This window comes from Methanomassiliicoccaceae archaeon DOK, assembly GCA_009911715.1.
Taxonomy (GTDB): Archaea; Thermoplasmatota; Thermoplasmata; order Methanomassiliicoccales; family Methanomethylophilaceae; genus Methanoprimaticola.
Map to the genome: position 1 here is coordinate 985,268 of CP047880.1, position 26,558 is coordinate 1,011,825.

Annotated in this window: 48 protein-coding genes; 42 read left to right on the forward strand and 6 right to left on the reverse strand. The window is 61.5% G+C overall.

Annotation, left to right across the window (positions count from 1 at the left end; all coding sequences use genetic code 11):
• Positions 1–231: 231 nt before the first annotated feature.
• Complete coding sequence (gene carB, locus JS82_04980) at positions 232–3,438, reverse strand: carbamoyl-phosphate synthase large subunit (protein QHK17487.1); 3,207 nt, start codon at positions 3,436–3,438, stop codon at positions 232–234.
• The gene (gene carA, locus JS82_04985; GenBank protein QHK17488.1) at positions 3,435–4,520 is read right to left on the reverse strand and encodes a glutamine-hydrolyzing carbamoyl-phosphate synthase small subunit; all 1,086 of its coding nucleotides are present in this window, start codon (positions 4,518–4,520) and stop codon (positions 3,435–3,437) included. The genes carB and carA overlap by 4 nt, the downstream gene beginning before the upstream one ends.
• A gap of 152 nt (positions 4,521–4,672) precedes the next feature.
• Here carA and JS82_04990 point away from each other — a divergent pair, with 152 nt between their 5' ends.
• From JS82_04990 to JS82_05000, 3 genes are all read left to right on the forward strand, one after another.
• Complete coding sequence (locus JS82_04990) at positions 4,673–5,713, forward strand: mRNA surveillance protein pelota (GenBank protein QHK17489.1); 1,041 nt, start codon at positions 4,673–4,675, stop codon at positions 5,711–5,713.
• Positions 5,714–5,818: 105 nt separating this feature from the next.
• The gene (gene aksA, locus JS82_04995) at positions 5,819–7,006 is read left to right on the forward strand and encodes a homoaconitate hydratase (GenBank protein ID QHK18412.1); all 1,188 of its coding nucleotides are present in this window, start codon (positions 5,819–5,821) and stop codon (positions 7,004–7,006) included.
• A gap of 126 nt (positions 7,007–7,132) precedes the next feature.
• Entirely contained in the window at positions 7,133–7,477 is a 345-nt protein-coding gene (locus JS82_05000) for a hypothetical protein (GenBank protein ID QHK17490.1), read from the forward strand.
• A gap of 2 nt (positions 7,478–7,479) precedes the next feature.
• Here the strand turns inward: JS82_05000 and JS82_05005 are convergent, their stop codons facing one another.
• On the reverse strand, positions 7,480–8,781 hold the full coding sequence (locus JS82_05005) for an AMP-binding protein (protein ID QHK17491.1): 1,302 nt from the start codon (positions 8,779–8,781) through the stop codon (positions 7,480–7,482).
• Between the two features lie 144 nt (positions 8,782–8,925).
• Here JS82_05005 and JS82_05010 point away from each other — a divergent pair, with 144 nt between their 5' ends.
• Together JS82_05010 and JS82_05015 are read left to right on the forward strand one after the other, a co-directional pair.
• A complete protein-coding gene (locus JS82_05010; protein ID QHK17492.1) occupies positions 8,926–9,546 on the forward strand; it encodes a hypothetical protein in 621 nt (206 codons plus the stop codon).
• A gap of 394 nt (positions 9,547–9,940) precedes the next feature.
• Positions 9,941–10,552 carry a hypothetical protein gene (locus tag JS82_05015; protein QHK17493.1) on the forward strand — a complete coding sequence of 204 codons (612 nt, stop codon included), beginning with the start codon at positions 9,941–9,943 and terminating at the stop codon, positions 10,550–10,552.
• A gap of 384 nt (positions 10,553–10,936) precedes the next feature.
• Here JS82_05015 and JS82_05020 read toward each other — a convergent pair whose 3' ends face one another.
• Genes JS82_05020 through JS82_05030 form a run of 3 tightly spaced genes read right to left on the reverse strand, consistent with a single transcriptional unit; the run spans position 10,937 to position 13,598 of the window.
• Complete coding sequence (locus tag JS82_05020; GenBank protein ID QHK17494.1) at positions 10,937–11,899, reverse strand: translation elongation factor 1 alpha-related protein; 963 nt, start codon at positions 11,897–11,899, stop codon at positions 10,937–10,939.
• A gap of 5 nt (positions 11,900–11,904) precedes the next feature.
• A complete protein-coding gene (locus tag JS82_05025) occupies positions 11,905–12,330 on the reverse strand; it encodes an amino acid-binding protein (protein QHK17495.1) in 426 nt (141 codons plus the stop codon).
• Complete coding sequence (locus JS82_05030; GenBank protein QHK18413.1) at positions 12,330–13,598, reverse strand: AMP-binding protein; 1,269 nt, start codon at positions 13,596–13,598, stop codon at positions 12,330–12,332. Before JS82_05030 ends, JS82_05025 begins: the two co-directional genes overlap by 1 nt.
• Before the next feature lie 123 nt (positions 13,599–13,721).
• Here JS82_05030 and JS82_05035 point away from each other — a divergent pair, with 123 nt between their 5' ends.
• The 37 genes from JS82_05035 (at position 13,722) to terL (ending at position 26,544) form a co-directional block, all read left to right on the forward strand.
• The gene (locus JS82_05035; protein ID QHK17496.1) at positions 13,722–14,327 is read left to right on the forward strand and encodes a methyltransferase domain-containing protein; all 606 of its coding nucleotides are present in this window, start codon (positions 13,722–13,724) and stop codon (positions 14,325–14,327) included.
• Between the two features lie 163 nt (positions 14,328–14,490).
• Positions 14,491–14,781, forward strand: coding sequence for a hypothetical protein (locus tag JS82_05040; GenBank protein QHK17497.1), 291 nt, complete (start codon positions 14,491–14,493; stop codon positions 14,779–14,781).
• Positions 14,781–15,827, forward strand: a complete 1,047-nt coding sequence (locus JS82_05045; protein QHK17498.1) for a hypothetical protein — start codon at positions 14,781–14,783, stop codon at positions 15,825–15,827. The genes JS82_05040 and JS82_05045 overlap by 1 nt, the downstream gene beginning before the upstream one ends.
• Positions 15,824–16,246 (forward strand): hypothetical protein, encoded by a 423-nt coding sequence (locus JS82_05050; protein QHK17499.1) that lies wholly within the window; start codon positions 15,824–15,826, stop codon positions 16,244–16,246. The genes JS82_05045 and JS82_05050 overlap by 4 nt, the downstream gene beginning before the upstream one ends.
• On the forward strand, positions 16,243–16,437 hold the full coding sequence (locus JS82_05055; protein ID QHK17500.1) for a hypothetical protein: 195 nt from the start codon (positions 16,243–16,245) through the stop codon (positions 16,435–16,437). The genes JS82_05050 and JS82_05055 overlap by 4 nt, the downstream gene beginning before the upstream one ends.
• The gene (locus tag JS82_05060) at positions 16,434–16,853 is read left to right on the forward strand and encodes a hypothetical protein (protein QHK17501.1); all 420 of its coding nucleotides are present in this window, start codon (positions 16,434–16,436) and stop codon (positions 16,851–16,853) included. Before JS82_05055 ends, JS82_05060 begins: the two co-directional genes overlap by 4 nt.
• Positions 16,850–17,017: a hypothetical protein gene (locus tag JS82_05065; GenBank protein QHK17502.1), complete on the forward strand. Its 168-nt coding sequence runs from the start codon at positions 16,850–16,852 to the stop codon at positions 17,015–17,017. Before JS82_05060 ends, JS82_05065 begins: the two co-directional genes overlap by 4 nt.
• Positions 17,014–17,250 carry a hypothetical protein gene (locus JS82_05070; GenBank protein ID QHK17503.1) on the forward strand — a complete coding sequence of 79 codons (237 nt, stop codon included), beginning with the start codon at positions 17,014–17,016 and terminating at the stop codon, positions 17,248–17,250. The genes JS82_05065 and JS82_05070 overlap by 4 nt, the downstream gene beginning before the upstream one ends.
• The gene (locus tag JS82_05075) at positions 17,247–17,534 is read left to right on the forward strand and encodes a hypothetical protein (GenBank protein ID QHK17504.1); all 288 of its coding nucleotides are present in this window, start codon (positions 17,247–17,249) and stop codon (positions 17,532–17,534) included. Before JS82_05070 ends, JS82_05075 begins: the two co-directional genes overlap by 4 nt.
• Positions 17,531–17,701 (forward strand): hypothetical protein, encoded by a 171-nt coding sequence (locus JS82_05080; GenBank protein ID QHK17505.1) that lies wholly within the window; start codon positions 17,531–17,533, stop codon positions 17,699–17,701. Before JS82_05075 ends, JS82_05080 begins: the two co-directional genes overlap by 4 nt.
• The gene (locus tag JS82_05085; GenBank protein QHK17506.1) at positions 17,698–17,874 is read left to right on the forward strand and encodes a hypothetical protein; all 177 of its coding nucleotides are present in this window, start codon (positions 17,698–17,700) and stop codon (positions 17,872–17,874) included. The genes JS82_05080 and JS82_05085 overlap by 4 nt, the downstream gene beginning before the upstream one ends.
• Positions 17,871–18,077: a hypothetical protein gene (locus JS82_05090; GenBank protein ID QHK17507.1), complete on the forward strand. Its 207-nt coding sequence runs from the start codon at positions 17,871–17,873 to the stop codon at positions 18,075–18,077. Before JS82_05085 ends, JS82_05090 begins: the two co-directional genes overlap by 4 nt.
• Entirely contained in the window at positions 18,074–18,322 is a 249-nt protein-coding gene (locus JS82_05095) for a hypothetical protein (GenBank protein QHK17508.1), read from the forward strand. The genes JS82_05090 and JS82_05095 overlap by 4 nt, the downstream gene beginning before the upstream one ends.
• Entirely contained in the window at positions 18,319–18,513 is a 195-nt protein-coding gene (locus JS82_05100) for a hypothetical protein (GenBank protein QHK17509.1), read from the forward strand. Before JS82_05095 ends, JS82_05100 begins: the two co-directional genes overlap by 4 nt.
• On the forward strand, positions 18,510–18,767 hold the full coding sequence (locus JS82_05105; protein ID QHK17510.1) for a hypothetical protein: 258 nt from the start codon (positions 18,510–18,512) through the stop codon (positions 18,765–18,767). The genes JS82_05100 and JS82_05105 overlap by 4 nt, the downstream gene beginning before the upstream one ends.
• On the forward strand, positions 18,764–18,955 hold the full coding sequence (locus JS82_05110) for a hypothetical protein (protein QHK17511.1): 192 nt from the start codon (positions 18,764–18,766) through the stop codon (positions 18,953–18,955). The genes JS82_05105 and JS82_05110 overlap by 4 nt, the downstream gene beginning before the upstream one ends.
• A complete protein-coding gene (locus JS82_05115) occupies positions 18,952–19,362 on the forward strand; it encodes a hypothetical protein (GenBank protein QHK17512.1) in 411 nt (136 codons plus the stop codon). Before JS82_05110 ends, JS82_05115 begins: the two co-directional genes overlap by 4 nt.
• Entirely contained in the window at positions 19,353–19,871 is a 519-nt protein-coding gene (locus tag JS82_05120) for a hypothetical protein (GenBank protein ID QHK17513.1), read from the forward strand. The genes JS82_05115 and JS82_05120 overlap by 10 nt, the downstream gene beginning before the upstream one ends.
• Positions 19,868–20,182: a hypothetical protein gene (locus JS82_05125; GenBank protein QHK17514.1), complete on the forward strand. Its 315-nt coding sequence runs from the start codon at positions 19,868–19,870 to the stop codon at positions 20,180–20,182. Before JS82_05120 ends, JS82_05125 begins: the two co-directional genes overlap by 4 nt.
• The gene (locus JS82_05130; protein QHK17515.1) at positions 20,179–20,370 is read left to right on the forward strand and encodes a hypothetical protein; all 192 of its coding nucleotides are present in this window, start codon (positions 20,179–20,181) and stop codon (positions 20,368–20,370) included. Before JS82_05125 ends, JS82_05130 begins: the two co-directional genes overlap by 4 nt.
• Positions 20,370–20,528 carry a hypothetical protein gene (locus tag JS82_05135; GenBank protein ID QHK17516.1) on the forward strand — a complete coding sequence of 53 codons (159 nt, stop codon included), beginning with the start codon at positions 20,370–20,372 and terminating at the stop codon, positions 20,526–20,528. Before JS82_05130 ends, JS82_05135 begins: the two co-directional genes overlap by 1 nt.
• A complete protein-coding gene (locus JS82_05140; protein QHK17517.1) occupies positions 20,525–20,752 on the forward strand; it encodes a hypothetical protein in 228 nt (75 codons plus the stop codon). The genes JS82_05135 and JS82_05140 overlap by 4 nt, the downstream gene beginning before the upstream one ends.
• Complete coding sequence (locus JS82_05145) at positions 20,749–21,111, forward strand: hypothetical protein (GenBank protein QHK17518.1); 363 nt, start codon at positions 20,749–20,751, stop codon at positions 21,109–21,111. The genes JS82_05140 and JS82_05145 overlap by 4 nt, the downstream gene beginning before the upstream one ends.
• Positions 21,108–21,374: a hypothetical protein gene (locus tag JS82_05150; protein QHK17519.1), complete on the forward strand. Its 267-nt coding sequence runs from the start codon at positions 21,108–21,110 to the stop codon at positions 21,372–21,374. Before JS82_05145 ends, JS82_05150 begins: the two co-directional genes overlap by 4 nt.
• Entirely contained in the window at positions 21,371–21,601 is a 231-nt protein-coding gene (locus tag JS82_05155; GenBank protein ID QHK17520.1) for a hypothetical protein, read from the forward strand. Before JS82_05150 ends, JS82_05155 begins: the two co-directional genes overlap by 4 nt.
• The gene (locus JS82_05160; protein QHK17521.1) at positions 21,598–21,735 is read left to right on the forward strand and encodes a hypothetical protein; all 138 of its coding nucleotides are present in this window, start codon (positions 21,598–21,600) and stop codon (positions 21,733–21,735) included. Before JS82_05155 ends, JS82_05160 begins: the two co-directional genes overlap by 4 nt.
• Entirely contained in the window at positions 21,732–21,887 is a 156-nt protein-coding gene (locus JS82_05165) for a hypothetical protein (protein ID QHK17522.1), read from the forward strand. Before JS82_05160 ends, JS82_05165 begins: the two co-directional genes overlap by 4 nt.
• Complete coding sequence (locus JS82_05170) at positions 21,884–22,120, forward strand: hypothetical protein (GenBank protein ID QHK17523.1); 237 nt, start codon at positions 21,884–21,886, stop codon at positions 22,118–22,120. The genes JS82_05165 and JS82_05170 overlap by 4 nt, the downstream gene beginning before the upstream one ends.
• Positions 22,117–22,299, forward strand: coding sequence for a hypothetical protein (locus JS82_05175; GenBank protein ID QHK17524.1), 183 nt, complete (start codon positions 22,117–22,119; stop codon positions 22,297–22,299). Before JS82_05170 ends, JS82_05175 begins: the two co-directional genes overlap by 4 nt.
• Positions 22,296–22,748 (forward strand): restriction alleviation protein, Lar family, encoded by a 453-nt coding sequence (locus JS82_05180; GenBank protein ID QHK17525.1) that lies wholly within the window; start codon positions 22,296–22,298, stop codon positions 22,746–22,748. Before JS82_05175 ends, JS82_05180 begins: the two co-directional genes overlap by 4 nt.
• On the forward strand, positions 22,745–23,077 hold the full coding sequence (locus JS82_05185) for a hypothetical protein (protein ID QHK17526.1): 333 nt from the start codon (positions 22,745–22,747) through the stop codon (positions 23,075–23,077). Before JS82_05180 ends, JS82_05185 begins: the two co-directional genes overlap by 4 nt.
• Positions 23,078–23,558: 481 nt before the next feature.
• On the forward strand, positions 23,559–23,714 hold the full coding sequence (locus JS82_05190) for a hypothetical protein (protein QHK17527.1): 156 nt from the start codon (positions 23,559–23,561) through the stop codon (positions 23,712–23,714).
• Positions 23,715–24,083 carry a hypothetical protein gene (locus tag JS82_05195; protein ID QHK17528.1) on the forward strand — a complete coding sequence of 123 codons (369 nt, stop codon included), beginning with the start codon at positions 23,715–23,717 and terminating at the stop codon, positions 24,081–24,083.
• Positions 24,080–24,421: a hypothetical protein gene (locus JS82_05200; protein ID QHK17529.1), complete on the forward strand. Its 342-nt coding sequence runs from the start codon at positions 24,080–24,082 to the stop codon at positions 24,419–24,421. Before JS82_05195 ends, JS82_05200 begins: the two co-directional genes overlap by 4 nt.
• A complete protein-coding gene (locus JS82_05205) occupies positions 24,397–24,612 on the forward strand; it encodes a hypothetical protein (GenBank protein QHK17530.1) in 216 nt (71 codons plus the stop codon). Before JS82_05200 ends, JS82_05205 begins: the two co-directional genes overlap by 25 nt.
• Positions 24,599–25,156 carry a helix-turn-helix domain-containing protein gene (locus JS82_05210; protein ID QHK17531.1) on the forward strand — a complete coding sequence of 186 codons (558 nt, stop codon included), beginning with the start codon at positions 24,599–24,601 and terminating at the stop codon, positions 25,154–25,156. The genes JS82_05205 and JS82_05210 overlap by 14 nt, the downstream gene beginning before the upstream one ends.
• Positions 25,153–26,544: a phage terminase large subunit gene (terL, locus tag JS82_05215; protein QHK17532.1), complete on the forward strand. Its 1,392-nt coding sequence runs from the start codon at positions 25,153–25,155 to the stop codon at positions 26,542–26,544. The genes JS82_05210 and terL overlap by 4 nt, the downstream gene beginning before the upstream one ends.
• The last annotated feature ends 14 nt before the right edge of the window (positions 26,545–26,558 follow it).

A 26,558-nucleotide genomic window follows, 5' to 3' on the forward strand; every position in this document is an offset into this window, starting at 1 on the left:
TGAAAAGATAGGACAGGGATTCTGGACATTTGTCTAATCCGCACATGGATGTGTCGACCAATCGTCTTCGACAACGGAAACCTCTTCCCAAGGACCGTGACGTAGCGGGCGGCTGGGGCCGGGCATGTCGCGGAGACTCCGGAAATGGCCTGGACCTTCGGCGACGGATGGAACTTGTAACTAAAAAGAAAGGCGGGCAGAGCCCGCCGGTTGGAATGGTTTGTTCGGGCCTCAGACCAGCCCGTGGAACTCCCTCATGCTCCTGACGCCGAGCTTCTGGCTGCGGGCGACCTGGATGGAGCCCACCGCGATCTCTGCGCCCTGGACGGTGGTCATGAAGGGGATCTCGAGCTCCACCGCCAGCCTGCGCATGGTGTAACCGTCGCGCACGGCTCCGGACTTCTGCGAGGGGGTGTTGATGATCAGGTTGATCTTGCCGTCCCTCATGAGGCCGATGGCGTTGGGGTTCTGGCGCTCGTCGAGCCTGAAGACGGACGTCGTCTCGACGCCGTGCTCCCTCAGGTACGTGGACGTGCCCTTGGTGGCGTAGATGGTGAATCCCATCTCCTTCAGCTTCCTCGCGGGCTCCACGATCCTGGGCTTGTCCTGGTCGTTGACGGTGATGTACACCCCTCCCTCCGTCGGCAGCTTGTTCCCGGCGGCGATGAGCGCCTTGTAGCATGCGGTGTGGAAGTCCTCGTCGATGCCCATGACCTCTCCAGTGGACTTCATCTCGGGTGTGAGGATGGAGTCTACGCCCGGCAGCTTGAGGAACGGGAACACCGAGGCCTTGACCGCATAGTGGTCGATGGCCCTGTATCCCTTGAGTCCGAAGTCCTTCAGGGTCTTGCCCAGCATGATCTTGGTTCCGATCTTGGCGAGCGGGACGCCGGTCGCCTTGGAGATGAACGGGACCGTCCTGGACGCCCTGGGGTTGGCCTCGATCATGTAGACCTGGCCGTCCTTGACCGCGAGCTGCAGGTTCATGAGCCCGTGGATCTGGAGGGCGAGGGCGACCTTCTCGGTGATTCCGACGATCTCGTCTATGGTCTCCTGCTTGAGTGTGAACGGGGGCAGCACCATGGTGGCGTCACCGGAGTGGCATCCGGCGTACTCGACGTGCTCCATGATGCCTCCGACGTACACGTCGGTGCCGTCGCAGACGCAGTCCACGTCTATCTCGATGGCCTCCGTGAGGTACTTGTCGATGAGGATGGGGTGATTCCTGGAGACCTTGACCGCCGTGTCGACGTAGGTCTTCAGCTCCTCGGTGGAGTAGACGATCTCCATGGCCCTTCCTCCCAGGACGTAAGACGGCCTGACCAGGACGGGGTACCCGATGTCCTCGGCGATGGCCTTGGCCTCCTCGAAGGAGTATCCCGTGCCGGAGCGGGGCTGCTTGATCCCGAGCTCGTCCATGAGCTTGGAGAACCTGCGCCTGTCCTCGGCCACGTCCATCTCGTCGGGGCTGGTTCCGAGGACCTTCGTCTTGGTGCCCTTGGTGGCGGCCTCGATGTCCATGGCGAGGTTGACCGAAGTCTGTCCGCCGTACTGGCAGATGACGCCGTCCGCCTGCTCCGCGTCGATGACGTTCAGAACGTCCTCCAGAGTCAGGGGCTCGAAGTAGAGCCTGTCGGATATGTCGTAGTCGGTGGACACGGTCTCGGGGTTGTTGTTGATGATGATGGCGTCGACGCCCTCCTCCTGCAGGGCCATCACGCCGTGGACGCAGCAGTAGTCGAACTCGATACCCTGCCCGATCCTGATGGGTCCGCCGCCCACGATGACGACCTTCTTCCTGCCGTCCTCGCCGCGGTACTCCGTGGACCTGCCGTACGTGGAGTAGAAGTACGGAGTTCCGGCCTCGAACTCGGCGGCGCAGGTGTCGACCATCTTGTACACCGGGACAATCCCGTCCTTCTTCCTCTCGGCGCGGATCTCCAGGGGCTTGGAGCCTGCGAGGTCGGCGATGGTCTCGTCGGAGAATCCCATCTCCTTGGCCTCCCTGAGGAGCTCCGGGGTGAGACCCTCCCTGATCCTGTTCTCCATCGCGATGATGTTGCTGAGCTTCTTGACGAAGAAGATGTCCCATTTGGCGAGGTCGGCGACCTCCTCCTCGGACCATCCCCTCCTGAGCGCCTCCGCCATGACGAAGATGCGCTTGTCCGTGGCCTCCACGAGCTCGTCCCTGATCTGCTCGTCGGTGACGTCGACCCTGTCCAGACCCTTGACGCCGATCTCCAGGGACCTCAGTCCCTTCAGCAGGGCCTCCTCGAAGGTCCTTCCTATGGACATGACCTCCCCTGTGGACTTCATCTGGGTCCCGAGGTGGCGGTCGACGGTCCTGAACTTGTCGAAGGGCCAGCGGGGGATCTTGATGACCACGTAGTCGACCGAGGGCTCGAAGGCGGCGCAGGTGGTACCCGTGATCCTGTTGGGGATCTCGTCGAGGGTGTACCCGACCGCGATCTTGGTGGAGACCCTTGCGATGGGGTATCCGGTGGCCTTGGAGGCCAGGGCGGACGACCTGGACACACGGGGGTTGACCTCGATCAGACGGTAGTCCCCGTTGGCGGGGTTGAAGGCGAACTGGACGTTGCATCCGCCCTCGATGTTGAGGGCGCGGATGACCTTCAGGGCGGCTGTCCTGAGACGCTGGTGGTCCGTGTCGGAGAGGGTGAGGCAGGGGGCGCACACGATGGACTCCCCGGTGTGGATTCCCATGGCGTCGAGGTTCTCCATGTTACAGATGATGATGCAGTTGTCGTTGGAGTCCCTCATGACCTCGTACTCGTACTCCTTCCATCCGAGGACGGACTCCTCGATGAGGACCTGGTGGATCCTTGAGTACGCGAGTCCGCGGGCGCAGATCTCCTCCAGCTCCTCCTCGTCGTGGGCGATGCCTCCGCCGGTGCCTCCGAGCGTGTAGGCCGGACGGATGAGGACCGGGTACCTGCCGATGACCTTGACGGCCTCCTTGGCCTCCTCGATGCTGTTGACGCTGCGGGAGACGGGGACGGGCTCCCCGATCCTCTCCATGGTCTCCTTGAAGAGCTCCCTGTCCTCCGACATGGCGATGGCGTCGGGCTGCGTCCCGACAAGGGAGCACCCGAGCCTCTCGAGCTCTCCGGAGTCGGCCAGCTCGGAGCAGATGTTGAGGGCGGTCTGGCCGCCCATTCCGGAGAGGACGCCGTCGACGCCCTCCTTCTCGATGATCTTTGCGACGTTCGACGCCATCAGGGGCTCGATGTAGACGCTGTCTGCGGTGTCGGGGTCGGTCTGGATGGTTGCGGGGTTGGAGTTGACCAGGACGGTCTTGTAGCCCTCCTCCCTCAGAGAGCGGCACGCCTGGGTTCCGGAGAAGTCGAACTCGGCGGCCTGGCCGATGACGATGGGTCCGGACCCTATCACCATGAGCTTCTTGTAGTCCTTCCTCATAGTTTCCCCTCCTTGATCATCCTGCCGAACCAATCGAACAGGTACGACGTGTCGCAGGGGCCGGGAGAGGCCTCCGGATGATACTGGGATGTGAATATTGGCAGGTCCCTGTGGACGACGCCCTCCACGGAGCCGTCGTTGACGTTGACCTGGTTGACGATCAGCCCGGTGCCGTCCAGGCTGTGCTCGTCCACGGCGAACCCGTGGTTCTGGGATGTGATGTACACGCGGTTGCCGTTCTTGACTGGCTGGTTGCATCCCCTGTGCCCGAACTTGAGCTTGTAGGTGGACCCTCCCATGGCGATGCCTATCAGCTGGCTCCCGAAGCAGATCCCGAACATGGGGAGCTGCGTGGAAAGGTCGGAGACGGTCCTGACGGTGGTCTTGGCGATTTCGGGGTGGGCGGGGTCCCCGGGCCCGTTGGAGATGAGGACGCCCTTGACGCCGGAGTCGACGATGACGTCCGACGGAGTGTCGTACGGGAAGGTGACGACGTTGAACCTGGCGTTCAGGTCCCTGAGGATGCCGGACTTGGTGCCGCAGTCGATGAGTCCGACCGTGAGCTCCTTGCCGTTGTCCGTGCTGGAGATCTCCTTGCAGGACACCTCCCCCACGAGGTTGCTCTCGGACGGCGCGGGCATGTCCCTGAGTCTCTTCACAAGGTCCTCGATGCCCTCCGCGTCAGAGGTGATGGCGCCCTTGACGGTTCCGCCCGTGCGTATCTTGATGACCAGGTCGCGTGTGTCGATTCCCGAGATTCCGGGAATGCCGAACGTCTTGAGGAAGTCGTCGATGGTCCTCCCCCCGTACATCGGCGAGGGCTCCCTGCAGTACTCCCTGACCACGAGGCCCCTTACATGGATCGACCTGGACTGGTAGTACTCGTCCGCGACCCCGTAGTTCCCGATGAGCGGGTAGGTCATGACCAGTATCTGTCCCTTGAACGACGGGTCGGTCAGGCTCTCCTGGTATCCGCACATTCCGGTAGTGAAAACAACTTCTCCGCTCGTCTCGCACTCGGCGCCGAACAGCTCCCCTTCGAAAACGGTCCCGTCCTCCAGGACCAAGTATCCTTTTGCCATCGGGGAATCATCAGATTTTCAGACCCTATATAATGACTCCGCAGACCCTCTGACAGGCCCGAATCGCGTATGTCCGATAATGGACAAATCCCCTCGTTTTGTTACGGTCGGCCGTCCGAACCATTCTATATTCCGCGACGGTTCGGAGTCACATGCGCATAACCGGAAGGGACCCCTCCGGCGAGGGGATCAGGGTCCAGATAGAGACCGACGAGGACATCTGGCACCTCTACAACGTCATCGAGGTCGGGGACCTCGTGACGGCCTCGACCACCCGTCGCGAGGAGAAGGCGGCCGACAAGATCAGGGCGGAGAGGGCTGAGAAGAAGAGGATGACCCTGGGCGTGCGCATAGAGAAGATAGAGTTCTCCGAGGACGACCTCCGCCTGAAGCTCCTGGGGACCATCGAGACCGGCCCCCAGGACATCGGTCAGCACCACACTCTGATACTGGAGAACGGCGACAGCCTCCTCATAACGAAGAGGCACTGGCGCGAGACCCAGCTGGAGAGACTGGACCGCGCCGTCAGGGACTCGAAGAAGCCGCGCATCGTGTTCGTGTCGCTGGACCAGGACGACGCCACCGTGGCCGTGCTGAGGCAGTTCGGCCTCAAGGAGGTCACCACCGTCCGCTCGGGGAGGTCCGGGAAGCAGTACGCCGAGAAGCCCCAGGCCGACGGCTACCACGCGGAGGTCATCTCGAAGGTGGTCCCGCTCATGGAGCCGAACATGCCAGTGGTCCTCCTGGGTCCTGGGTTCGAGAAGGAGTCCCTAGCGGACGACATGAAGAAGGCGGAGCCCGAGCTGTTCAAGAAGGTCCACGTGTACCACACGGGCCAGTGCGGGATGGTCGGCATCAACGAGCTCATAAAGACCGGTATGGGCGCGGAGGTACTCCGCGAATCTTCAGTCGGAGCGGAGATGGAGGCCGTCGAGCAGCTCATGACAGAGATAGCCAGGAACGGACTGGGGACGTACGGGACGCAGCAGGTCAGGGACGCCGCCATGTCCGGTGCCGTGGAGAAGCTCCTCGTCCTGGACACCAAGATCAGGGAGCAGGACCTCGACGACGTCGTGCGCGCTGTAGAGTCACAGAAGGGTTCTGTCATCGTGGTCTCGAGCCAACACGACGGGGGCAGGGAGCTCGCGTCCCTCGGGGGCATGGGCGCCATACTCAGGTACAGGACGGAATGAGCCGTTCCCGTCCCTCTCTTTTAATATTAAATAGGTGCGAACCATAGGGGATAGCGCACAGCAGCTCCGTACGGCCACCGTCCGACGGGGCGGTAAGGGATGAACATGAAGAGCAAGAGCGAGGTAGTGAGCTGTCTCAGCAAGCCCCTCTGCATCTGCGACTCCACCCTCGGGTTCGGGGAGCAGGCAGCGGGAGCAGTTTTCTCGAACATCGAAAAATACAGGATCGCCCAGCTTCTGGACGACGCGGGAGTGCCCCAGATAGAGGCCGGGAACCCCATCCTCGGCACAGAGGAGAAGAAAGCCGTCAGGCACATCGCGCGCATGGGCCTGAATGCTTCCGTCATGGCATGGAACAGGGCAGAGATCGACGAGATCAACGCCAGCATCGACTGCGACGTGGACTCGGTCACAATCGCCCTCCCCGCCTCGGAGATCCAGATGGAGAACATGCTGAAGAAGGACCACCAGTGGGTCCTGGACAAGATCTACGAGTCGACAGCGTACGCCGCCGAGCACGGGCTCTACATCTCCGTCATCGCAGAGGACGCCTCCCGTGCAGACCTCGGGTTCCTTATCGACTTCGCCAAGGTCGCCAAGGAGGCCGGTGCGGACCGCTTCGGATACGAGGACTCCCTCGGACTGGACGACCCGTTCACCTGCAACGAGAGGATCAAGATGATCAAGCAGATCTCGAACTTCGACATCGAGATCGTCACCCACAACGACTTCGGCATGGCCACCGCCAACGCCCTCGCCGCGATCAAGTCCGGGGCGAGGTTCGTCAGGACCACGACGATGGGACTCGGCCCCAGGGCCGGATGCGCTCCGCTCGAGGAGGTCGTCATGACCTCGAAGCACATGCTCTCGGCCGACACCGGAATCGACTCCACGAAGCTCCGCACCGTCGCAGAAGCGGTCTCCACCGCATCCGGGTTCCAGATATGGCCCACCAAGCCCGTCATCGGGGCCAAGTGCTTCGCCCAGGAGTCCGGCATCCTCAACAAGCCCGAGTGCACGGAGCCCTACGACCCCGCCGAGGTGGGAATGGAGAGGACCCTCGTCATCGGCAAGCACTCCGTCAGGAACACCATCGTCGCGGCCATGTCCGAGATGAGCATCGAGCTCAGCAGGGACGACGCCGAGCAGCTCCTCGGAATGGTCAGGAAGGCATCCACCATGATGCACCGCAGCCTCAACCAGAGGGAGCTCTTCCAGCTCTACGAGGACATGATGTCCGGCAACAACACGTTCGACGACGACGTCCCCGCTCCCGCGGCTCAGACCCAGTGAGCCCGTCAAACGATCCACAGCCGCCCCTTCCCTCGCCGGGAGGGGGCGGAACAATCTTAGCTTTTAACATTAGTGAGCATAATTCACTGCATAGTTGGCTTTTATACCTACATCGAATCTTATCACATGCAGCGCCCGAAGATAAGCAGCGTTATAGAGGACAGGCACAACAACATGATCATCATGCTGCTGTACCTCTGCGGGAGGAAGTCCAAGACGGAGATCTACAAGCAGGTCTCCAGCAACCCCCGCATGTCGTACAAGCTCCAGCTCCTGGAGGACGCGGGGATAATAACCGTGACAAGGGAGAGGAGCCAGAGGGAGAGGTTCATGGTGGACCTCACCCCTCTGGGGAAGACCTACGGCCGCGGGCTGTGCGCCCTGGAGGACAGCATCGGCGGCGATGTGGAGGCCCTCCGTCGCGGTGGGTTCGGACCCCCGAGGTACGACGAGGAGTTCTTCGACGACTGAGATCAGTCGTACTTCCTGTTGTCGGTGACGTGGTTCGCCTTGCCCTCGAACCTCTGGAGAGTGCCGGGCAGGACGAGCCTGACGTCGGACTTGATGTTGAGGACCTCCTTCATCCTGGAGCTGAGCCTCTGGGTCATCCTGTTGAGCTCGACCATGTCCTCGGTCAGGCTGGACTCGTTGAGCTCGACCTCCACCACCATGTTGTCCATGTAGTTCTCGTTGGTGAGGGTGATGTGGTAGAACGGGGACAGGAACGGCATCTCGCCGATGACGCTCTCGATCTGCGAGGGGAACACGTTGACCCCTCTGACGACGAGCATGTCGTCCGTCCTTCCGGAGATCCTCATGAGCCTGGGGTGGGTCCTTCCGCACTCGCACTTCTCCCATGTGAGGGCGGAGACGTCGCCGATCTTGTACCTGATGAGCGGGAACGCCTCCTTCTGAAGCATGGTGACCACGATCTCGCCCCTCTCGCCCTCTGCGCAGGGGTCACCGTTCTTGTCGAGGATCTCCATGTAGCACAGGTCGGCCCAGATGTGGAGTCCGCACTGCTTCTCGCACTCGAGGAACATGGGGCCGTAGAACTCGCTCGCCCCGTAGCAGTTGTGGACGCGGACGCCGGTCCTCTCCTGGAGCTTCTGCCTCATGGTCTCCGACCAGGGCTCCCCTCCGGCGATGGCCAGCCTGACCTTGGTGTCGTTCCTTATGTCGATGCCCATCTGGTCGCAGACGTCTGCGATGTGGAACATGTACGACGGGGTCCCAGCCCAGGCGGTGACGGGCAGGTCCTGCATCAGCTGAATCTGCCTGGCGGTGTTCCCTGTGCCGATGGGGAGGACCGTGGCGCCGATCCTCTCCGCACCGTAGTGGACGCCGAGGCCGCCTGTGAAGAGGCCGTATCCGTGGAAGTTCTGGAGCATGTCCTTGCGCGTCATGCCGAACGACGTCATTCCGCGTGCAAGGGATTCCGTCCAGTTGTCGATGTCCTTCTGGGTGTACCCGACGACCGTCGGCCTTCCGGTGGTGCCGGACGAGACGTGCACCCTGACGATGTCGTCGTAGGGCCTGACGAACAGCTTGTCGGGGTAGTTGTCCCTGAGGTCCGTCTTCCTCATGAATGGGACCTGACGGAACTTCTCGAAGCTGTCGATGTCCTCCGGGAGCAGGTTCACGGACCTCATCTTCTCATGGAAGAAGAGCGACGCGTCGTACATCTCGCGCACCTTGGCCCTGAGCAGGCTGAGCTGCATCTTCTCCAGTTCCTCACGGGGCATCGTCTCGATCTCTTTGTTCCAGAACGCCATCTTGAACACCACATTGATTCGTGCTATCAAGTAGCACGGCTGAGAACGGGTTTAGGTAGCTTACTATTTATAGGTTCCATCTGGACGGGTGCATCGGCTGCGGGTGGGGATTGCCTTATGTACCCAGCAGTCCGATTACCACATATGCGCAAGGACATCCTGATACCGGCTCTGATCCTCGTCGTCGCACTGGCCTGCGGTGCCGTGTACACCGTGTCTCAGACGGAGCATGTGGACACGGTCACCATGGACCATGTTGACCTGCATCCGGAGAACGGCCTCGAAGCATGCGGGGGAGCGATCAGGTCCGAGGAGGGGAACTACCTGAGTCCGTACCTCCATCTGGCTTACGAGGACGGCAGATGGGCGGTCGACTACATCACTGCGGCGAGGCACGCGGACGGCTACGTCGTCGATTCGGTCACCATCACCACCAAGGTCCCCGAGGGGATGTTCCTCTTAGGCATAGAACCGGATGAGACCCCGGACGATGTGTTCGTCATCGACGGGTTCAGTGTATCCCACAGCAGGGACCTTTACAGCTACACCACGGTGATCACTTACGAGGGCGACTACCGCGAACGCGCCCCGAACCCCTCTGGCCCTACGGTCTACATCGGAGGGGAGTCCGAAGAGCCGATCGAGTGCGAGTTCAGCGCGAAGTTCGTGGATCAGAACATGTTCGGCAAGGATGTCGAGATCGTATACGGATCGTACTCCATATGGATGGATCAATACGATGCCTCGTTCACCATACCGTTCTGATCCGTCTAGAACACCTGCCATGATGACGGCCGCGAATGATTTGACGGATGACAAGGGATCCTGCGGATTCTGGACGGAGTTGGAGATGTACAAGAGAACAAAATAGAATTGACATTCTCGCAGACCCGTCGACTTCCACGGCGAGGGAGATCTACCACGTGGCGATGACCGGATGGAAGATGTCTGAATGAGAACGATATCGACCTTCGAGTCCGGGGATTCCGATGGGAGAGTAACATTGCCGTCTCCATTCGATGGGACTCATGTACCTGGCCGTCACTTGCAACACATAGTCAGATTCCTTGAGACGTACATTGTACGAAATCCCGGAAGTCCGACGGCAATCGGAACAGGGATTAATAGCGGCGTGCTATAGGAAGAATGAGGAAACTGGATGAAGACATGGTTCAAGATTGCGTTCATAGTAGTCCTCTTTACCGTCGTCACGGCGATCATTTACCACCCCCATTACCATTTTGAGAGTGATACGAGAGACATCGCATTCGAACACCAGGAATTCCATCCTGAGAACGGAGTCCAATCCAATGGAACTGACGTCATCACCGACGAGGGCAACATGTTCAGTCCGTACTTCCAGCTGTCATACTCGGAAGGTGACTGGATGCTTGAATTCGAGATGGACTCCGAGACCGGCGATGGATACATCCTCGGATCAATCACCGTCGAGGTAGACGCCCCGGACGGCATGCGCATCGAGGATGTGATTGTTTCCATACCGGAATCACCGACGTACATGTTCTACACCCTTGCCGACCATGACATCGACAGCGCGACGACCGTCACAAGAGTCAACGTCGACTACTTCTCGGATCCGCCGACGATCGACGAGCCCACCATCGTCATCACACCTGTTGATAGTACGGATGGACCGATATCATGCGAGTTCACCGCCATGTTCGTAAAAACAGGAATGTTCAGTCAGGATATCGAGGTTGTCAGAGGTTCGTTCGACGTCTACACCGATGGTCACGACATGTCCATGTGAAAAGATAGTCATCAGGTGACGACCTTCACCGGGAGTTCCGCATGGCGTCCGCACTGCTGTTCGAAAGATGTGATGTGACGAGTGTGGATCACGAAGCCAAGAACCATGCGAACCATACCATGGTTGACAGGGGGCTCGCGGGACCCCTGATATCACAACGATGCTCCAGTTCCTGCGGATGTGTCGGACGACGTTCGGGAATCAGTGTAAAGACCTATGAGGTGGGCTCTCATCGAGGGTCGGATGGTGCGGCATCCTCCGGAGACGACGGGTTGGGCCAATGAAATGCTACGGGAGAACGCGAAACCCCAATCAGTCCCGGTTTGAGAGGACCATTGGGAAGGGACCGGCCAGGGAAAACCCCTGGCCGGGATGAATCGGTTTTCAGGACAGGACGATCGAACCGACGACCCTGAGCTTGCCGCCCTCGAGGTACATGATGGTGGCCCTGTCACCGGGCTTGTGGATCATGTCCGACTCCAGGTCGAACTCCACCTTGGCGGATCTGAAGTCGTCGCCGTTGTCCACGGAGGCAATCCTGCAGGGGACCATCTGCATCCAGTGTCCGATGTGCAGGACCATGCCCTCTTTGAGGGGCGACGGCCAGTACTTGATCAGGGACACGTTGCCCTCGACCTTCCTGGACATCTTGACCGAGGGGTCCGTGGTTACGACGTATCCCCTGTCGAGCTCGTCGGACTCGATGCCGCGGAGGGCGAGGCCGACGTGGTCGCCCTTGACGCCGTCGTCGGCGTCCAGGTCGTGCTTCTGGATGGACTTGAGGATGACCTCCCTCTTGATGGGGAAAACGGTCATCTTGTCATGCTTCCTGAAGTACCCGTCGATGACGGAGCCGAGAACGACGGTTCCGACTCCCCTCACGTTGAAGTGGCTGTCCACGGGGCACGAGCCGCATGTCCCCTCCCCGGGGGCCTTCGCCTCGGCCTTGGCCATGGCGATGAGCTCCTCCCTCAGCTTGATGGGGTCGTCCTCCTTGTACTCGTAGCCTTCGAGGCATGTTCCGGCCAGCAGCGGCTTGAGCTGCTCGGGCTGGATGTAGTTCTGGAGGATGATCCATCCCCTGTCTATTCCGAGGACGTCGGTCATGACGATGGTCTCCCCGAGGAACGAGTCGATCTTGTCAACGACCAGTATGGCGAACTCGGACATCGCCACCGAGTAGAACAGGGAAGACAGCTTCTCCGGGTACTTGGAGGGCTCGATGAGGGTGAAGGAGTCGGTGCCTGACTTGTGGTCGTAGAAGGTCATGTCGGTGACTGTGCCCTTCTTGCCTATCTTGGACGCGTAGTCCTTTGCGCCGAGCACGGCTATGTTCAGGTTTCCCATGCTGCTCAGATCTCCGAATCGAGGATGAGCTTGATGCCAGCGTCCTTCAGGATCTTAACAGCCTTCTCGGGGTCGTCGACCCTGACGAAGAAGGCCGCGGTGGTCCTACCGGTGTAGGCGTATCCGTACTCGATGTTGATTCCGGCCTTTCCCATGATGTCGGCGGCCTGGAAGAGCGAACCGGGCGTGTCCTGGATGACCACTCCGATGACGTCGGTCTTCTTGACGATGATGCCTGTGGCTTTCAGCTTCTCGAAGGCCTCGTCGGGCTTGTCGACGATGGCCCTGAGGATGCCGAACTCCGTGGACTCGGCCAGGTTGAAGGCCCTCATGTTGATGCCGCACTCCTTCAGTACGGATGCGATGTGGGCCAGACGCCCGGGCTCGTTGTTCACGAAAATTGAAAGCTGCGAGATAATGTTGTCATCCATCAGATCACCCTCGAATCGACGACCCTCTTCGCCTTGCCGGTGAACCTGGGGAGTTCTCCGGGGGCCTTGAGTTCCACCTTGACATAGATGTTGAGATATTTCTTAAGAGCGGCCTCGATGCGTCCGCGGAGGGCGAGCATGTCCTCCATCTTGTCTGTGAAGGCCTCGGGCTTGATCTCCACCTGGACGGTCATCTCGTCCAGGGCGCCCTCCCTCGAGACGTAGATCATGTACTGGTCACCGACCTCGGGGATCTGCAGGAGGGTGTACTCGATCTGCGAGGGGAACACGTTGATTCCGCGCACGATGAGCATGTCGTCCGTCCTTCCGGAGATCCTGGCGATCCTCGGGGATGTCCTGCCGCAGGCGCACTCGCCCTCCATGAGCATGGTGATGTCCTTGATCCTGTACCTGATCATGGGCATGGCCTCCTTCTTGAGCATGGTGACGACCATCTCTCCCTTCTCCCCCTCCTCCAGGACCTCCCCGGAGTCGGGATCGATGATCTCGACGAGCATTATGTCGCCGCAGATGTGGATTCCGTTGCGCTCCTCGCACTCGGTGAACATGGGACCGGCCTGCTCGGAGGTCCCGTAGATGTCGTAGGCCTTGATGCCGTAGCTCTCGATGTGCTGCCTCATGGACTCGGACCAGGGCTCGGCGCCCAGCACGGCCTTTCTCAGCTTGGTGTCCCTCTGGATGTCGACGCCCATCGACTTGGCGGTGTCCAGAAGGTGGATCATGTACGAGGGCGTGCAGGCGATCGCCGTGACGCCCAGGTCCTGGATGAGCTCGACCTGTCTCTCGGTGTTGCCGGTGCTGGCGGGGAGGACCGTGGCCCCGACCTTCTCTGCGCCGTAGTGGGCTCCGAGACCTCCCGTGAAGAGGCCGTATCCGTACGACACCTGCATTGTGTCGTCGGGGCCGATCCCGATGGAGGTGAAGGACCTGGCGAGGGCCTCGGTCCAGTAGTCGAGGTCGTTCTGAGTGTAACCGACGAGCGTGGGCTTTCCGGTGGTTCCGGACGACACGTGGTACCTGACGATCTCGTTGTTCGGTACGGTGAACATCTTGGTCGGGTAGTTGTCGCGCAGATCCTGCTTGTACATGAAGGGGAGCTTCGCGATGTCCTCCAGGCAGGTGATGTCGTCGGGGTGCACCTTGTGCTCGACCATCCTGTCGTGGTAGAACTTGTTGAAAGAGTAGAGGTTGTTGACGAGCTGCTTCAGCTCGCGGTACTGGAGGGCCTTGAGCTCCTCTTTGGGCATGCATTCGATCTTCGGGTTCCAGAACATGGTCATCCCCTGATATGGTGCCGTCTAAGTTTTTCACATATATGAGAATTCATGAGCGGCGGTGGATTTGAAATGTAGGGACCCATTATGCCCCCCATGGAGCAGAGGGACCTTTGGGACGGATTCTACAGGGCCAACGGCAGAGCGTGGAGGGGCAACTCCAGGATACCGGATCCGCTGTCCGGGAGGGGCGACGCCCTCGACCTCGGATGCGGGAACGGCAAGACGGTCTCCACGCTGATAGACCTGGGATACAGTGTCGTCGGCACCGACTTCTCCCCCGAGGCGGTGGAGCTGTGCCGGGAGAGGTTCGAAGGGACCGCGAGGTTCGAGGTCTGCGACATCGCCGACCTGCCGTTCCCGGACGGCTCCTTCGACTATGTGACCGCGGTGCACGTCCTGGAGCACATCGAGGACTCCGGCATGCAGACTGTCGCGGACGGGATCATGAGGGTCCTGCGCCCCGGGGGGTACGTTTTCGTGCGCTCGTTCACGCCCACCGACATGAGGTCCGGGACCAGGTCGGGGGACGGGATAAGGTACGTACACCGCAACCCCGACGGGATCGCCAGGTTCTTCGCCTCGTTCGAGACGGAGTTCGCGAGACGCGTCGACGAGCGCACGCGCTTCGGGACCACCAGGTCGAGGGCGGAGTGCCTTTTCAGGAAGCCTTTGGAGGACGGGGCCGCTCACAACCCTTAACTACGGACCCCGACTGTACCATGATTCATGAGATGCCCCAAGTGCGGACATGAACCGCACGGGACGCTGACGTGGAGCATAGATCGGTCTCAGGAAGGACCGAAGTATGCAGAAAATAACGTCAGAAACAATTCTGAGAGAGATCTATGAGCATCGCGTCGAGATGTTCGCGGATGCGATGGCGCATCACCGCTGGAACCTCGTCGAGTACGATTTCACTAGATTCCGCGCAGACATGCTCAGGCACGAGCTCCTGAGCGACATCAAGACCATCAAGACCAAGTGGGACATGCTCTCCGCCCAGGGCGTCATCAGGCCCTACGGCAGGAAGAACTACGACAAGGCCGAGCTGAATCTGTGGGCCTTTGTTCCGTACATGAGCACACAGGCGCAGTCGCTCCTCATCGAGACCGGAAAGGAGCCCGTCGGACGCCGTACCGCGGAGGTGGCATGATGCCTTCCGCGAACGGGGGGGAGGGGGACGGGGACACACACGTCACCGGCATCAACCCGCTCAGATTCTACGCAAAGGTCGCGCACGTGCCGACGGAGGCACGCAAGGACATAACCGGAGGACGCCTCAAGGGTAAGACCGACATCAATCCCATGTGGAGGATCAAGGTGTTGACATCCACCTTCGGACCCTGCGGATTCGGATGGAACTACAGGATCGTCAGCCAGAGGCTGGAGACCGCGCCCGACGGCACCGTCAAGGCGTTCGTGGACATCGACCTCTACATCCGCGACCCCGAGACGGGGGAGTGGTCCGAGCCCATCCCCGGCATCGGGGGCAACTCGTTCTACACCAGCGAATCGAGCGGATGGTACGCCAACGACGAGTGTTTCAAGTCCGCCCTCACAGACGCCATCAGCGTCGCGTGCAAGGCCCTCGGGGTCGGCTCGGACGTCTACTGGTCCAATGACACCACCAAGTACACCACGCTCACGGACGGCGCGGTGTGGGCCCATGAGCCCACCCCCGAGGAGGAGAAGGCCGAGGCTCAGCTCATGACGGTCTACGCCGACGAGCGGTTCCGCGCCGAGATCGACGCCATCGTCTCCAAGCACATCGTCGAAGCCGAGGCCAGGATCAGGCTGGCGAGGGCCGAGGCCGAGGAGCAGAGGAAGAGGGAGAACCGCGCCAGGCTCGCGGAGCAGGCGAGGGCCGAGGAGGAAGCCAGGAAGGCCGCCAAGGCCCAGAGGGAGGCCGACGCCAAGGGCGCCGAGGTCACCGCCGTCGAGCAGATCGGCGAGGACAAGGTCGGGGAGAAGATGGCCGAGCACTACGGCATCGACCTGGCCAAGGCCAAGGCCGAGCTCATCCGCTTCCACAACGGCCACATCTCGGAGGATCCGAATCCGATCCTCACCAAGTACACCCAGGACAACGACGGGATCTTCATGGCCACATGGTCTAACAGCACCATAATCGCCTGCTACCAGGAGATGGTCCGCGCCGGGCACATCGAGGACACCGCCAGCACGGGGGTGGTCGAATGAGCATCCCCGCCTACGACACCCACACCTGCCCCCACTGCCTCGGAGGGGCCTTCGACGTCATCGGGTACGTCGACACGCCCGACATCGGACAGGTCAGGCAGGTCCGCTGCTACACCTGCGGAGCCGTCTACCTCGACTACTCGCAGGCTCAGCGCCAGCGCATGGCCGAGATGGAACGCGAGGCCGAGGAGGACAGGCTGAGGGCCCTCAGGCAGGCCCAGGAGGCCGACGACGCCGAGAGGCGCGACTTCCAGCTCATCCTCTGGCGTGCCACCGGCGGAGGGATCACCCTCGGCTGGTTCCACACTCAGGAGGAGGCCGAGTCCTACGGGCGTGCCTACGCGCACGCACGCGCAGGCGACGAGATGGAGGTCAGCCACCTCTGGACACCCCTCACCAGATGGGAGGTGACGGCATGACCTACATCATCCACTACCTCGCAGGCACCGTCTACGACGGCTGTGACATCCGCGAGACCGAGCACGAATACTATGCGCTCAAAGAACTCCGCAAGGACGAGGGCTGGCAGCGCATCGGCTCCTACACCGAAGGCGGCGACACCGTCCTGGTCATGCACATGGCCGACCGCAGGAAGGGGGCGAGTGCATGATGTCCGTCACAGACGAGAGGAGCCTCCATGACCTCTACATCGCGGAGCGCGAGTCCCTGACGCTGGTGGACGTCGACCCCAAGGTCTACGCGCAGATCCGCGGGGTCGTCGCCGCCCTCGAGGACGACGCGGGGCTCCGCCAGGGCCTCGACCCCGACGGCATCATGACGCAGGGGGCCGTCGACAGGTTCAGACGCGCCAGAAACGACGCCCGGGACCTGGTGGCAATCAGACTCAGGAAGATCGCCGACGCCGCCGAGAGGGATGCCACCGGGCACCCCTCCGTCGACATAGACCCCCTCCCGTTGGAGGACACCCGCCTCTACAACGGCATCAAGCAGGCCACGCAGAGGTACCTCGAGGAGGTCGAGACGGGCCTCATGTGGGTCGACGGGAGGCAGGTGGTGATCCCATGATGCGCCCCGACCACATCCACATCGACCTCCGCACCTGCGACCTCACGCTGTCTCAGATGATGGCCGAGATCGACCGCCTCATCAGGACGCATCCGGAGCAGGAGATCTTCATGGACGGCGACGCCTATGCGATCGTAGGCCGCGACAGGGAGGTGGGAGAGTGACATTCTCGCAGGTCCTCACTCCCGCCTGCCCGGTGAGGCAGGAGGTGTACGACCTCGTGAGGGAGCACCCCGGGATCACGATGAAGGACCTCTGCCGGCTCCTCCCCCACAGGGAGAGGCAGGAGGTCGTCTCCGCGGTCTACAGCCTCAACGGCATCATGATCCACCCCTGCTCCAAGGTCTACCGCGACTCAGGCAAGGGCCGCGTCAACGGTTGGGGGTTGCTCCGATGACCGCCACCTACGACGGAGTCCTGACCGTGTCGGTCAAGACCAAGGCGGTCTCCGCTTGCTGCAGACAGATGGACGAGGCTGCCATGCGCGGGCAGTTCTACGTGTCCCAGAAAGGCCAGCTGATGCTCCGCAGATCCGACAAGGCCAACGCCGGGCAGACATGCGTGTGCTGCCCCTTCTGCGGGGCCAGGGTCAACGACCCCGGTTTCGCACTGGGCGGATTCGTGTCACTGGACAAGGCCGGCCTTGTAATCACCGGAGACTCCGAGGAGGGATTGCAATGAGGGACCACATCGTCATCGGCGACGTCGATGACTGCTTCATGGAGATCTCCCACGAGGACATGGAGTTCCACATCGAGATAGGCTCCCCTCTGGCATCCTACCACGAGCATCTGACCGCGGACGACCTCCGCGGCCTCGCCGAGGCCATCATGGAGATGGTGGGATGACGTCGGACACCAGGGTGGAGCTCTGCCCGGACACGGGCGTCAAGATCACTTTCCGCATGAGCCCGGAGGAGCGCAGGGCCATGATGGACTTCATGGCCCGTCATCGGATGACAAACGTCTCGGCGTTCATCCGCACAGCCATCCGTTGGGCCGTCGAGGGAGGGATGGCATGACATCGACGCAGATCCTCGAGGCCCTGAGGGAGGGAGGACCCATGATCATCAGCGAGATGGTCGGCAGGGGGCTGTCCCCCCGCAGGTCGTCCGCCAGCAGAAGCCTCAACTGCATGGCCAAGTACGACTTGGTCCGCTGCATCGGACGGACCGAGCCCGAGAACCGCACCCACCGCGAGAAGATCTGGGAGGCGGTCGAATGACGGAGCTGACGATGACGCAGCTGGCCGTCATGGTGGTCGACAAGGTCTCCAAGGAGCCGTTGACCGACAAGGGAATCGAAGAGTTCCTGAGAAGGTCGGACAAGACCCTCGACGAGAGCGTCGCACGCAACTTCGCCTCGTGGATGGTAGGGAAGAGATTCCTCAAGCTGAACCCCGGCTCCGAGAAGGTCGCCGTGTGGATCCCCGGCGACGAGGCCTACAAGCTCAGGGAGGCCGAGGAATGACACAGAAGACCTTCGACCAGCTCATGGCCAGCCAGCCGTCCAGAGGGCCGTGCGCCCACCTCGTCAGGACCGAGGAGTCGGGCTGGATCATGGACGACGCGGTGACCATCATGGGACGCTGCGACGTCAGGGGAGGCACCGTCTACGACCGCGACTGCGAGGACTGCGTCGAATGGAGGTGCCGCGAATGAAGCCCGACAAGGCCACCAAGCTGGCCGTCGACTCCTACCACCTGGGGACGGCCCACGCGCTCGCGCGCAGGGTCATCCTGGACGCCCAGGAGCTCCAGGTCGCCATGGGCCCCTTCATGTGCGAGGAGACCCGCAGGGACCTAGCGCAGCTGAAGTCCGCCGTCTCGAGGATCTCCTCGAGGATCGACAGGGCGCAGATGGACAACGTGAAGGCCGCGAGGCCCCGCCCGATCCCGCAGGAGGAGAGCAGATGATCTACATCACCCATCGCAGTCACGTCCCTGAGGACCATCCGGGGGATGCGGCATGCGTCTCCCCCGCGGTGTGCGAGATCTGCAGGATGGACGAGCCCTACGACTGCTTCGCCAATGTGTGGTTCTGCAGGAGATGCACCAGGCCGTTCATGCTCGGATTCCTGATCGGAAGGGTGGTGAGACCGTGAACAGCAAGCCCATCGTCCTGGACGACGGCTACACCATCTACAAGATCGCCCACACCATGGGAGGGAGGATGGCCCCGCTGGCCGTCACCAGGTACGGCTCCAGATACTACCTCCGTGACCTCGGGCCGTCCGAGGAGGAGTCCCGCTGCAGCTTCAACATCAAGGCGGCCGAGCTCAGGGCGGCTCTCGACCAGGCCGACGCCGACCCGGGTACGTTCGGGGACGTCGTGTGGATCGGTATCGGATGCCAGGGCGGCGTAAAGCCGAAGGAGGGCACCTATCTCGCCGAGGGATGGGACGAGGACGAAGAGGAGGACGAGGACGAGGAGGTCATCCCCGAGGACGACCCCGACAACCCCGGAACCGCCCGCCATTGGATCCAGACGAAGCTGGAGGGATGGCTGTGATCCAGTCCACCCTCGACCGCTTCCTCTCGGAGTGCGACCTCCGCAGGCTCTTCGAGACCGTCGTGGACACCGAGGCATGGGAGGCCGTCCGCATCACCGTCGAGCGCTACGCCGCCGAATCGGGCATGCACGCGAGCTGGAATGGGAGCGGGTTCCAGGACGAGAAGACCGTGGTCCTCCACGGGCCCGCCAGCTCCGACTGGCTGGACATGACCATGGATGCGTGGGCCGTCTACGACGATGACGAGGACCCTCCCGACTTCACATTCGGCACGGGGCAGTTCTCCCTCCATTCCGAGTTCGACTTCTGCTGGTTCAGACGCGACCACGACTGGTGCCTCGACCTGGCCGACAGGAGGAACCGCAAGGCCCTGGAGACCCATCGCAGGTTCTTCCAGATCCTCGCCGAGGAGATGGGCATGAAGCTCACCGGATGGGGTCCCGAGGGACAGGTCTGGATCGACGAGAGGCGTCTGCCCAAGGCCCATGCAGAGGAGGCGGAGGCATGAGGGACCGCTGCTGCTTCAAGTGCAGGCACCACTACGTCGTGCCTCACAAGGACTGCCCCTCGCACCAGGTGTGGGACACCGGTGCGGGCGGATTCTGGAAGGACGTCATCGAGTGGGACAAGGTCCCCATGTGCAGGCTGGACCCGACGGTCACCGTAGCCATGGGAGGAGACACCCGCATGGTGTGCGACCGCTTCGAGCTGGACAGGACCAGGTGGCACTCGCTCCGCGAGCAGGAGTGGGAGTACCGCGTCAGGGTCAAGCATGCTCAGGCCAGAGGAGGTCAGACGACCTTGGAGGCGTTCAGATGATCCACGCCTTCATGCGCCGCACGTGGTTCACGTGCTTCGACTGCGCCAACTCAGAGCCCGACCACACCTACTGCGACTACAACGGATGCAAGATCAGGTGGGACCCGACCGCCTTCGGCTGTGGTCATTACTGCACGGGATCCAACGAGGGGAGACCCCGCCAGATGAAGCTGGAGGCTTTCAGATGATGCAACAGAGCACTCTAGACGGCCAGCTGGTTAAGTCTGCGGAAGTCACGATCAGGACCGATGACGGGGGCGTCATCCGCATGAAGGTCTCGGGCACATTCGCCAAGAGACTGATCGAGTACGCCCTTCTCGGAAAGGAGCCGGAGGTTTTCCGATGACCGGCTCCTGCGACGACTGCGGCCACATGGTGTCCTGGGAGGAGGTCTATGACTTCGAGGGACACGGCGGGGAGATGATGTCCGAGTGCGGCCTTCCGGACGAGCTCTGGACCGACGAGCTCGACGAGCTGTCGAGACAGGGACGCTGTCCCCACTGGAAACCGATGGAGGTCGACGACCTCAGCGAAACCCTTTCCGATTCTGATGACGAGGTGACTGAATGAGTGAATGCTGTTGCCGCAGATGCGGCGAGTGTGATTGCAAGACGAGCGAGAACTGCCGCCGCGAGGCGATCCTGAATGCCCTGGAGCACAATTTCTCCATGAGGATCCTGATGTGCCTGGAGGTCAGCGGGCCATGCACCTTCAAAGAGATGGCGACCGTCGTGACCGATGGCCGGAAGACCGAGAGGATGGTCTTCCTCCGCTTCCACAAGCTCGCCGAGATCGGCCTGGTCCAGACGGTCAGGGCGCATCCCGGGCAGTCCGGGGCGAAGGTCCTGCGCCAGCTCACGCCCGAGGGGCACAGGGTGGCCAAGAGGCTCCTGGCGTTCTTCGAGGAGATGGGAGAGGGATGCGAATGATGTGCGACATCGAGTTCTGGTTCGACTCTCACAAGAACACCCTCCACGACCTGTCGAAGCTGACGGACATCATCTGCGAGCACACGGTCAATGGCCGCGACGATGTCAGCTGGTATGTGGAGGATGAGCCTGAGCCGAAGGTGGGGATCTACATCTATGACGTGACCGAGGAGCAGTGCTTCCTCATGAGGGACGACATCAGGACGGCGGAGTGGGACGGACCACAGCCAGTCATGGAAGCAGAGGGGGATGATGACGAATGAGCATCTACACCGGACAGATCGCCTTCGTCTCCGTGGATGATCCGCCTAATGTCTGGGTCTTCGACTCGGAGAAGGAGGCCGACCAGGTCGAATCCATCCCTCTGTGCAAACCGAGAGAGAGCAAAAGGGCCCTGCACTTCACCAAGTACGGTCTCGGATCCTTCCATAGGGTCATCCGCTCCGACGTGGCCCCGAACGAGAACCTCATGAGGAGGGGGGACGAATGACCCGTGACCATCTAATCACGTATACCTGCAACGTCTGCGAGGACACCGCCTGCGAGTGCTCGACAACCGAGGATGTCAGGCCCACCCGCTGTCCGATGCAGTGGATCCCGTGCTGGAGGAGGGGAGACGAATGAGGTATCTCATAGCCATCGAGGCCGACGTGGACGTGGACGCCGAGAACATGCTTGAGGCTACGACCAGGGCCCACGCGATGCTCCAGGCCCTCAGGGGCGTGGGGGAGACGCGCATCGTCAGGGTCCACGAGTGCCCGGAGGCGGTCGAATGACGGACTGCGAGAGAGCGGCCCATGCCATCGCCCAGGTGGAGATCGGCATCTGGGGATTGAACATGGTCAGGGAGTCGTACCGCGGCGTGTGCGGGGTCCTGGACGGCTTCCCGGGCACGGAGGACGAGCGTGCGGAGCTCACGGAGGCGATGCAGCGCATCGAGTCCGCATTCAACAGGTTCCAGCAGGCGGCCTGGGAGTTCGCCGAGGACTGCGGGGAGGGGACGGAATGACACGCACCGACGCCGAGATCGACAGGGACCTCGACAGGCTGTGGACGGACACCCGCGACATCAGGCACAGGATGACGAGGGAGCTCGCATCGCCGATTCGCGCCGAGCTCGTCTCCGCCGTGTCCCTGTGCGTCTGCGTGTGCGCCCTCATCATCAGCCTCGTGGGAGTGATCGCATGACCCCTAAGGTCATCGAGGACGGAGACACGATAATGATCCCCGTCGAGGGGCTGTCCGTCAATGGGGTCTCCATCGCCATCCGCATGAGCACCCATGAGGCAAACGCCCTGGCCGAGAGTCTGGACGCCGCGGTGGATAGGAGAGTTCTGGATTCCCCCGAATGGGAGGACGGGGTCAGCATGAGGGATGTCAGGAGAGCGGAGGGCGAAGGGGCGCAGCTCCGCTACATGGACAAGGGCAGGAAGGCCATCCTCAGGATCCACGGTCTCAAGCCCTGCCCTTTCTGCGGTCATCGGAGACCGAGCATCGTCATGCGCTGCAACCGGGACCTGGAGAACCCCAGGATCTTCAAGCGCATAGAGTGCGGATTTTGCGGCGCCCAGACACACGATAACGCGATGGATGTCCTGTATCATGTCAAGAGCTGGAACAGGAGGGTGGAGCCATGACCGAGCTCAGACCCTGCCCCTTCTGCGGATCGGACTTCCTCGTGCTCCACGTGGATCGCCTGCGTGTGTCGTCCATCAGGTGCGGATGCGGGGCATCCGTGTCAATCGACTGCAGCGGGTGCTCCGACCCGACCGTCGGCATGCTGGTGGACAGCCTGATCGAGATGTGGAACAGGAGGTCGGTGCGATGCCGATCAAAGAGTTCAGGACCCGTCGGGATGGTCGCTTCTATGAGCGCTTCGCAGGGCTGGTGGTGCGCTACGCCCCGGACGAGCTCCCTGAGCTCGGCGAGATCGCCGTCAGCATCCCCGGGGCGATCACCTACATGACTGCGGAGGACGCGGAGCTCGCTGCGGACCTCCTGAGGGGAGCGTCGGCGGTCGCCAGGCGCCACAGGGAGAACCGCCTGATGTGCCCTCCTGACTGCCCGAGATGCGGGAAGCCCATGGAGGCGGGATGGTACATGTGGGTCTGCGTCGGATGCGACGTCAGGGTCGACATGAAACGGAAGGGCCGCAGATGAATCGCGACGACAGGGAGGTGGAAGGATGACAAGAATAACATGCAGGTCATGCCTCGATGGTGCCTTGGACATCTATGTGACGGAGAACGGTTTCATGCCCGATGTCTCTTTCACATTGGACCGTGACGCCGCATGGGCGCTGGTGCACAAGATCACCACTGAGTTGGAGGGTGAGTATGGTGTCAGACAAATATACCGATAAAATGTCGGACACTGAAGACATCACAGCGGTCAAAAACGAAAACCCTACATCACTATTAAAACGGATGTCTGATATAGGGCAGAGTATGAGACTCATGGAGATCATCGAGGACGGCAGCAAGGTCCAGATAGTCATCGAGGACGTTTCCCCCGAGGACGCCGAGGCGGTCCACAGGTTCCAGCTCGCACAGGGCAGGGGCAGGCTGACGATCTCCGAGAGCGGCATCGGGTTCGAGGGATGAATGGCATTCTACTCAGACGACAGGCGCAGGGAGGTGGTGGTCGACTGCCTCAGAAGGCACGGCCCCATGCCCCAGAAGGAGCTGTACGAGAGGATAGCACCGCACATGCAGCGCAAGACCGGGTGGAAGGCCCTCTGCAGTCTGGAGGACGACGGCATGGTCGTCAGGACCGCGGAGATCTCCCCCACCGGGCACAAACGCTTTAGATTTTCACTGGAGGATTGGTACGCAATGACGGACGAGCAGAGGGAGAGGATGGTCACAGCGATGGAGTCCATCGCCGAGAGCATGAGGGAGCAGACCGAGATCATGAGAGGAAAGAGGACGCCGAGGGAGACCAAGGAGATCCACGCGGAGGAGACGAGATGAACCTAACCGAATCAATGGAAATCCTCAATTCGGCTCTGAGGGCCCAGATGGACATAAAATTCAAAGGGTACATCAAGGCGAACACGCAGGACTATCCGACGTTCTCCGACGAGCAGCTGTCCGAGATGAGCATCCTCTTCAGGGGGTTCAGAGGGCATCTCTGCGCAGATGCCCCTATCACGAAATGCAGGGGGTACAGGCTGCCATACGTCGAGGACAGGGAGTACAAGATCATCGAGGGGGTGTGCACGGTCATCCGCTACGGGAACACCCTGGCCATCATCGAGGATGATTCGATGGGAAGTGGGAACCGATGGGCAAAGTCAGAGCGCTTGTGATGCAGGATCTCGGGGACGGCGTGAGCGTGTGCCTGGAGAGGGAATGTCACAGCGGGATGGACGAGGACGACGACTCAGTGAACATCACGATCAGCGAAGGGCATCACGACATCCTGCTCCGGTTCGACACGGGCCAGCTCAGCGCTTTCGTCCAAGCAATCAGGGACTTCGTCGAATATGACCATAGCTGAATCTGTCCGCCTCTCTATCCTGGAGCTCAGTCACAGGGGCATGAGCGTCCGCGAGATCGCGGCGGAGACAGGCGTGTCGAAGAACACAGTTAGCAAGGTCGTCAAGGAGGGCGAGAGCCTTACGGCTGTCCCAAAAATGCCCGCGACTGTCCCAAAAAACGACCCTTTTCAACGTGCGCGCGCGACTAAAGGAGTGTCCCAAAAAAGTGGGACAAAAATTGGGACAGCGAAAAATGGGACAGTCGTGCAGGTCATAGCGCCCACGACCATCACCAGGGACCTCACCATCAGCGAGCTCTTCGACCTGCTCCAATCCGCGAAGGAGGACCTGGAGATCGCACGTCGTAGCAATGATGGTAGCAAGGACGCCGTCATGGCTGTATCCTCATCCACGAAGGTCGTCACAGAGATCCTCAAGCAGATGGGGAAGTGGTGCGGTCTCGACGACACCCTGACAGGGGAGTCCAAGAGGGACACCGTCGGCAGGGCGGACATCGAGAACATGAGCCTCGACGAGATGCGCGAGCTCGTGAGGGACCTATGACAAGGTTCGCCGACCAGGAGGCCAGGGAGGCGTTCAAGCAGCGCTTCATGCGCCTCTCTGACGCCCACGAGCATCTGATGCCCTACGTCGCCGAGACCGTTCTCAGCCAGCCCGGCTACGTCGATGGGCATCACATCCACACGATCTGCGAGACCGTGGAGGCGTTCCTGCAGAGCGACATGCGCGGGCTGATGGTGAGCATGCCCCCCAGGCACATGAAGAGCACCATAATCTCCGAGAGCCTGCCCGCGTGGTGGCTGTCACGCAACCCCCAGGGCGAGGTCATCATCGCATCCTACAACCAGACTCAAGCCCGTAAGATGAGCCGTGCATGCCGTCAGCGTTTCGACGGCGAGATGCACCGGATGATCTTCGGCAAGACACAGTTCGGCATCGACGCCGCCGATGAGTTCCAGATCCAGGGCAAGCAGAACGGCAGGCCGTCCCTCATCGCCGCAGGAGTGGGTGCAGGACTCACAGGCTCGGGAGGGGACCTCATCATAATTGACGATCCCGTGAAGGACCGTGAGGAAGCCAACTCCGAGACCATGCGCGACAAGGTGTACGACTGGTACACATCCGTCGCCAGTACCCGTCTCTCCCCCGGAGGACACATCATCCTCGTCATGACCAGATGGCACCACGATGACATCGCCGGCAGGATCCTCAACGACGACGCGGACCACTGGCAGATCCTCAACCTTCCCGCCATCAGCGACACAGGGGGGGCTCTGTGGCCTGAGCGCTTCTCCGTGGACGTCCTCTTGGAGAAGAGGGCGGCAATGGGGTCCCGCGACTTCGAGGCCCTTTATCAGGGCCGCCCCACTCCTCTCGAAGGGGGAATGTTCAAACGCGACTGGATCCGCTACGACGCTCCCATGACGGGACAGCGCATCACCAGGTGCCGCTATTGGGACAAGGCGGCCACCGCGGGCGGAGGGGACTGGACCGTGGGGGCGCTCATGTCCATGCAGGACGGACGTTACTGCATCGAGGACATCGTGAGGCTGCAGGGCTCCCCCTACGACGTCCAGCAGACCATCCGCAGGACGGCGGAGAGGGACGGCCCCAGCGTGAGGATCAGGATGGAGCAGGAGCCGGGGAGCTCGGGCGTGGACGTCATCGACCACTACGCCCGCGAGGTCCTGGTCGGCTACGACTTCCGCGCCGACAAGGTCACGGGGGACAAGGCACTCCGTGCGGGGACGATGGCCGCCGCCATGGAATGCGGGAACCTGTGGATCGCACGCGGGGCGTGGAACCGTGAGCTCGTCGACGAGCTCCTGGAGTTCCCCCTCGGTTCCCATGACGACCAGGTGGACGCATGCTCCGGAGCATTCAGGGAGCTGGCGGGCAACCAGTCATCGACGAATTTCTATGTTTTCTGAATCGTCGTTTATAA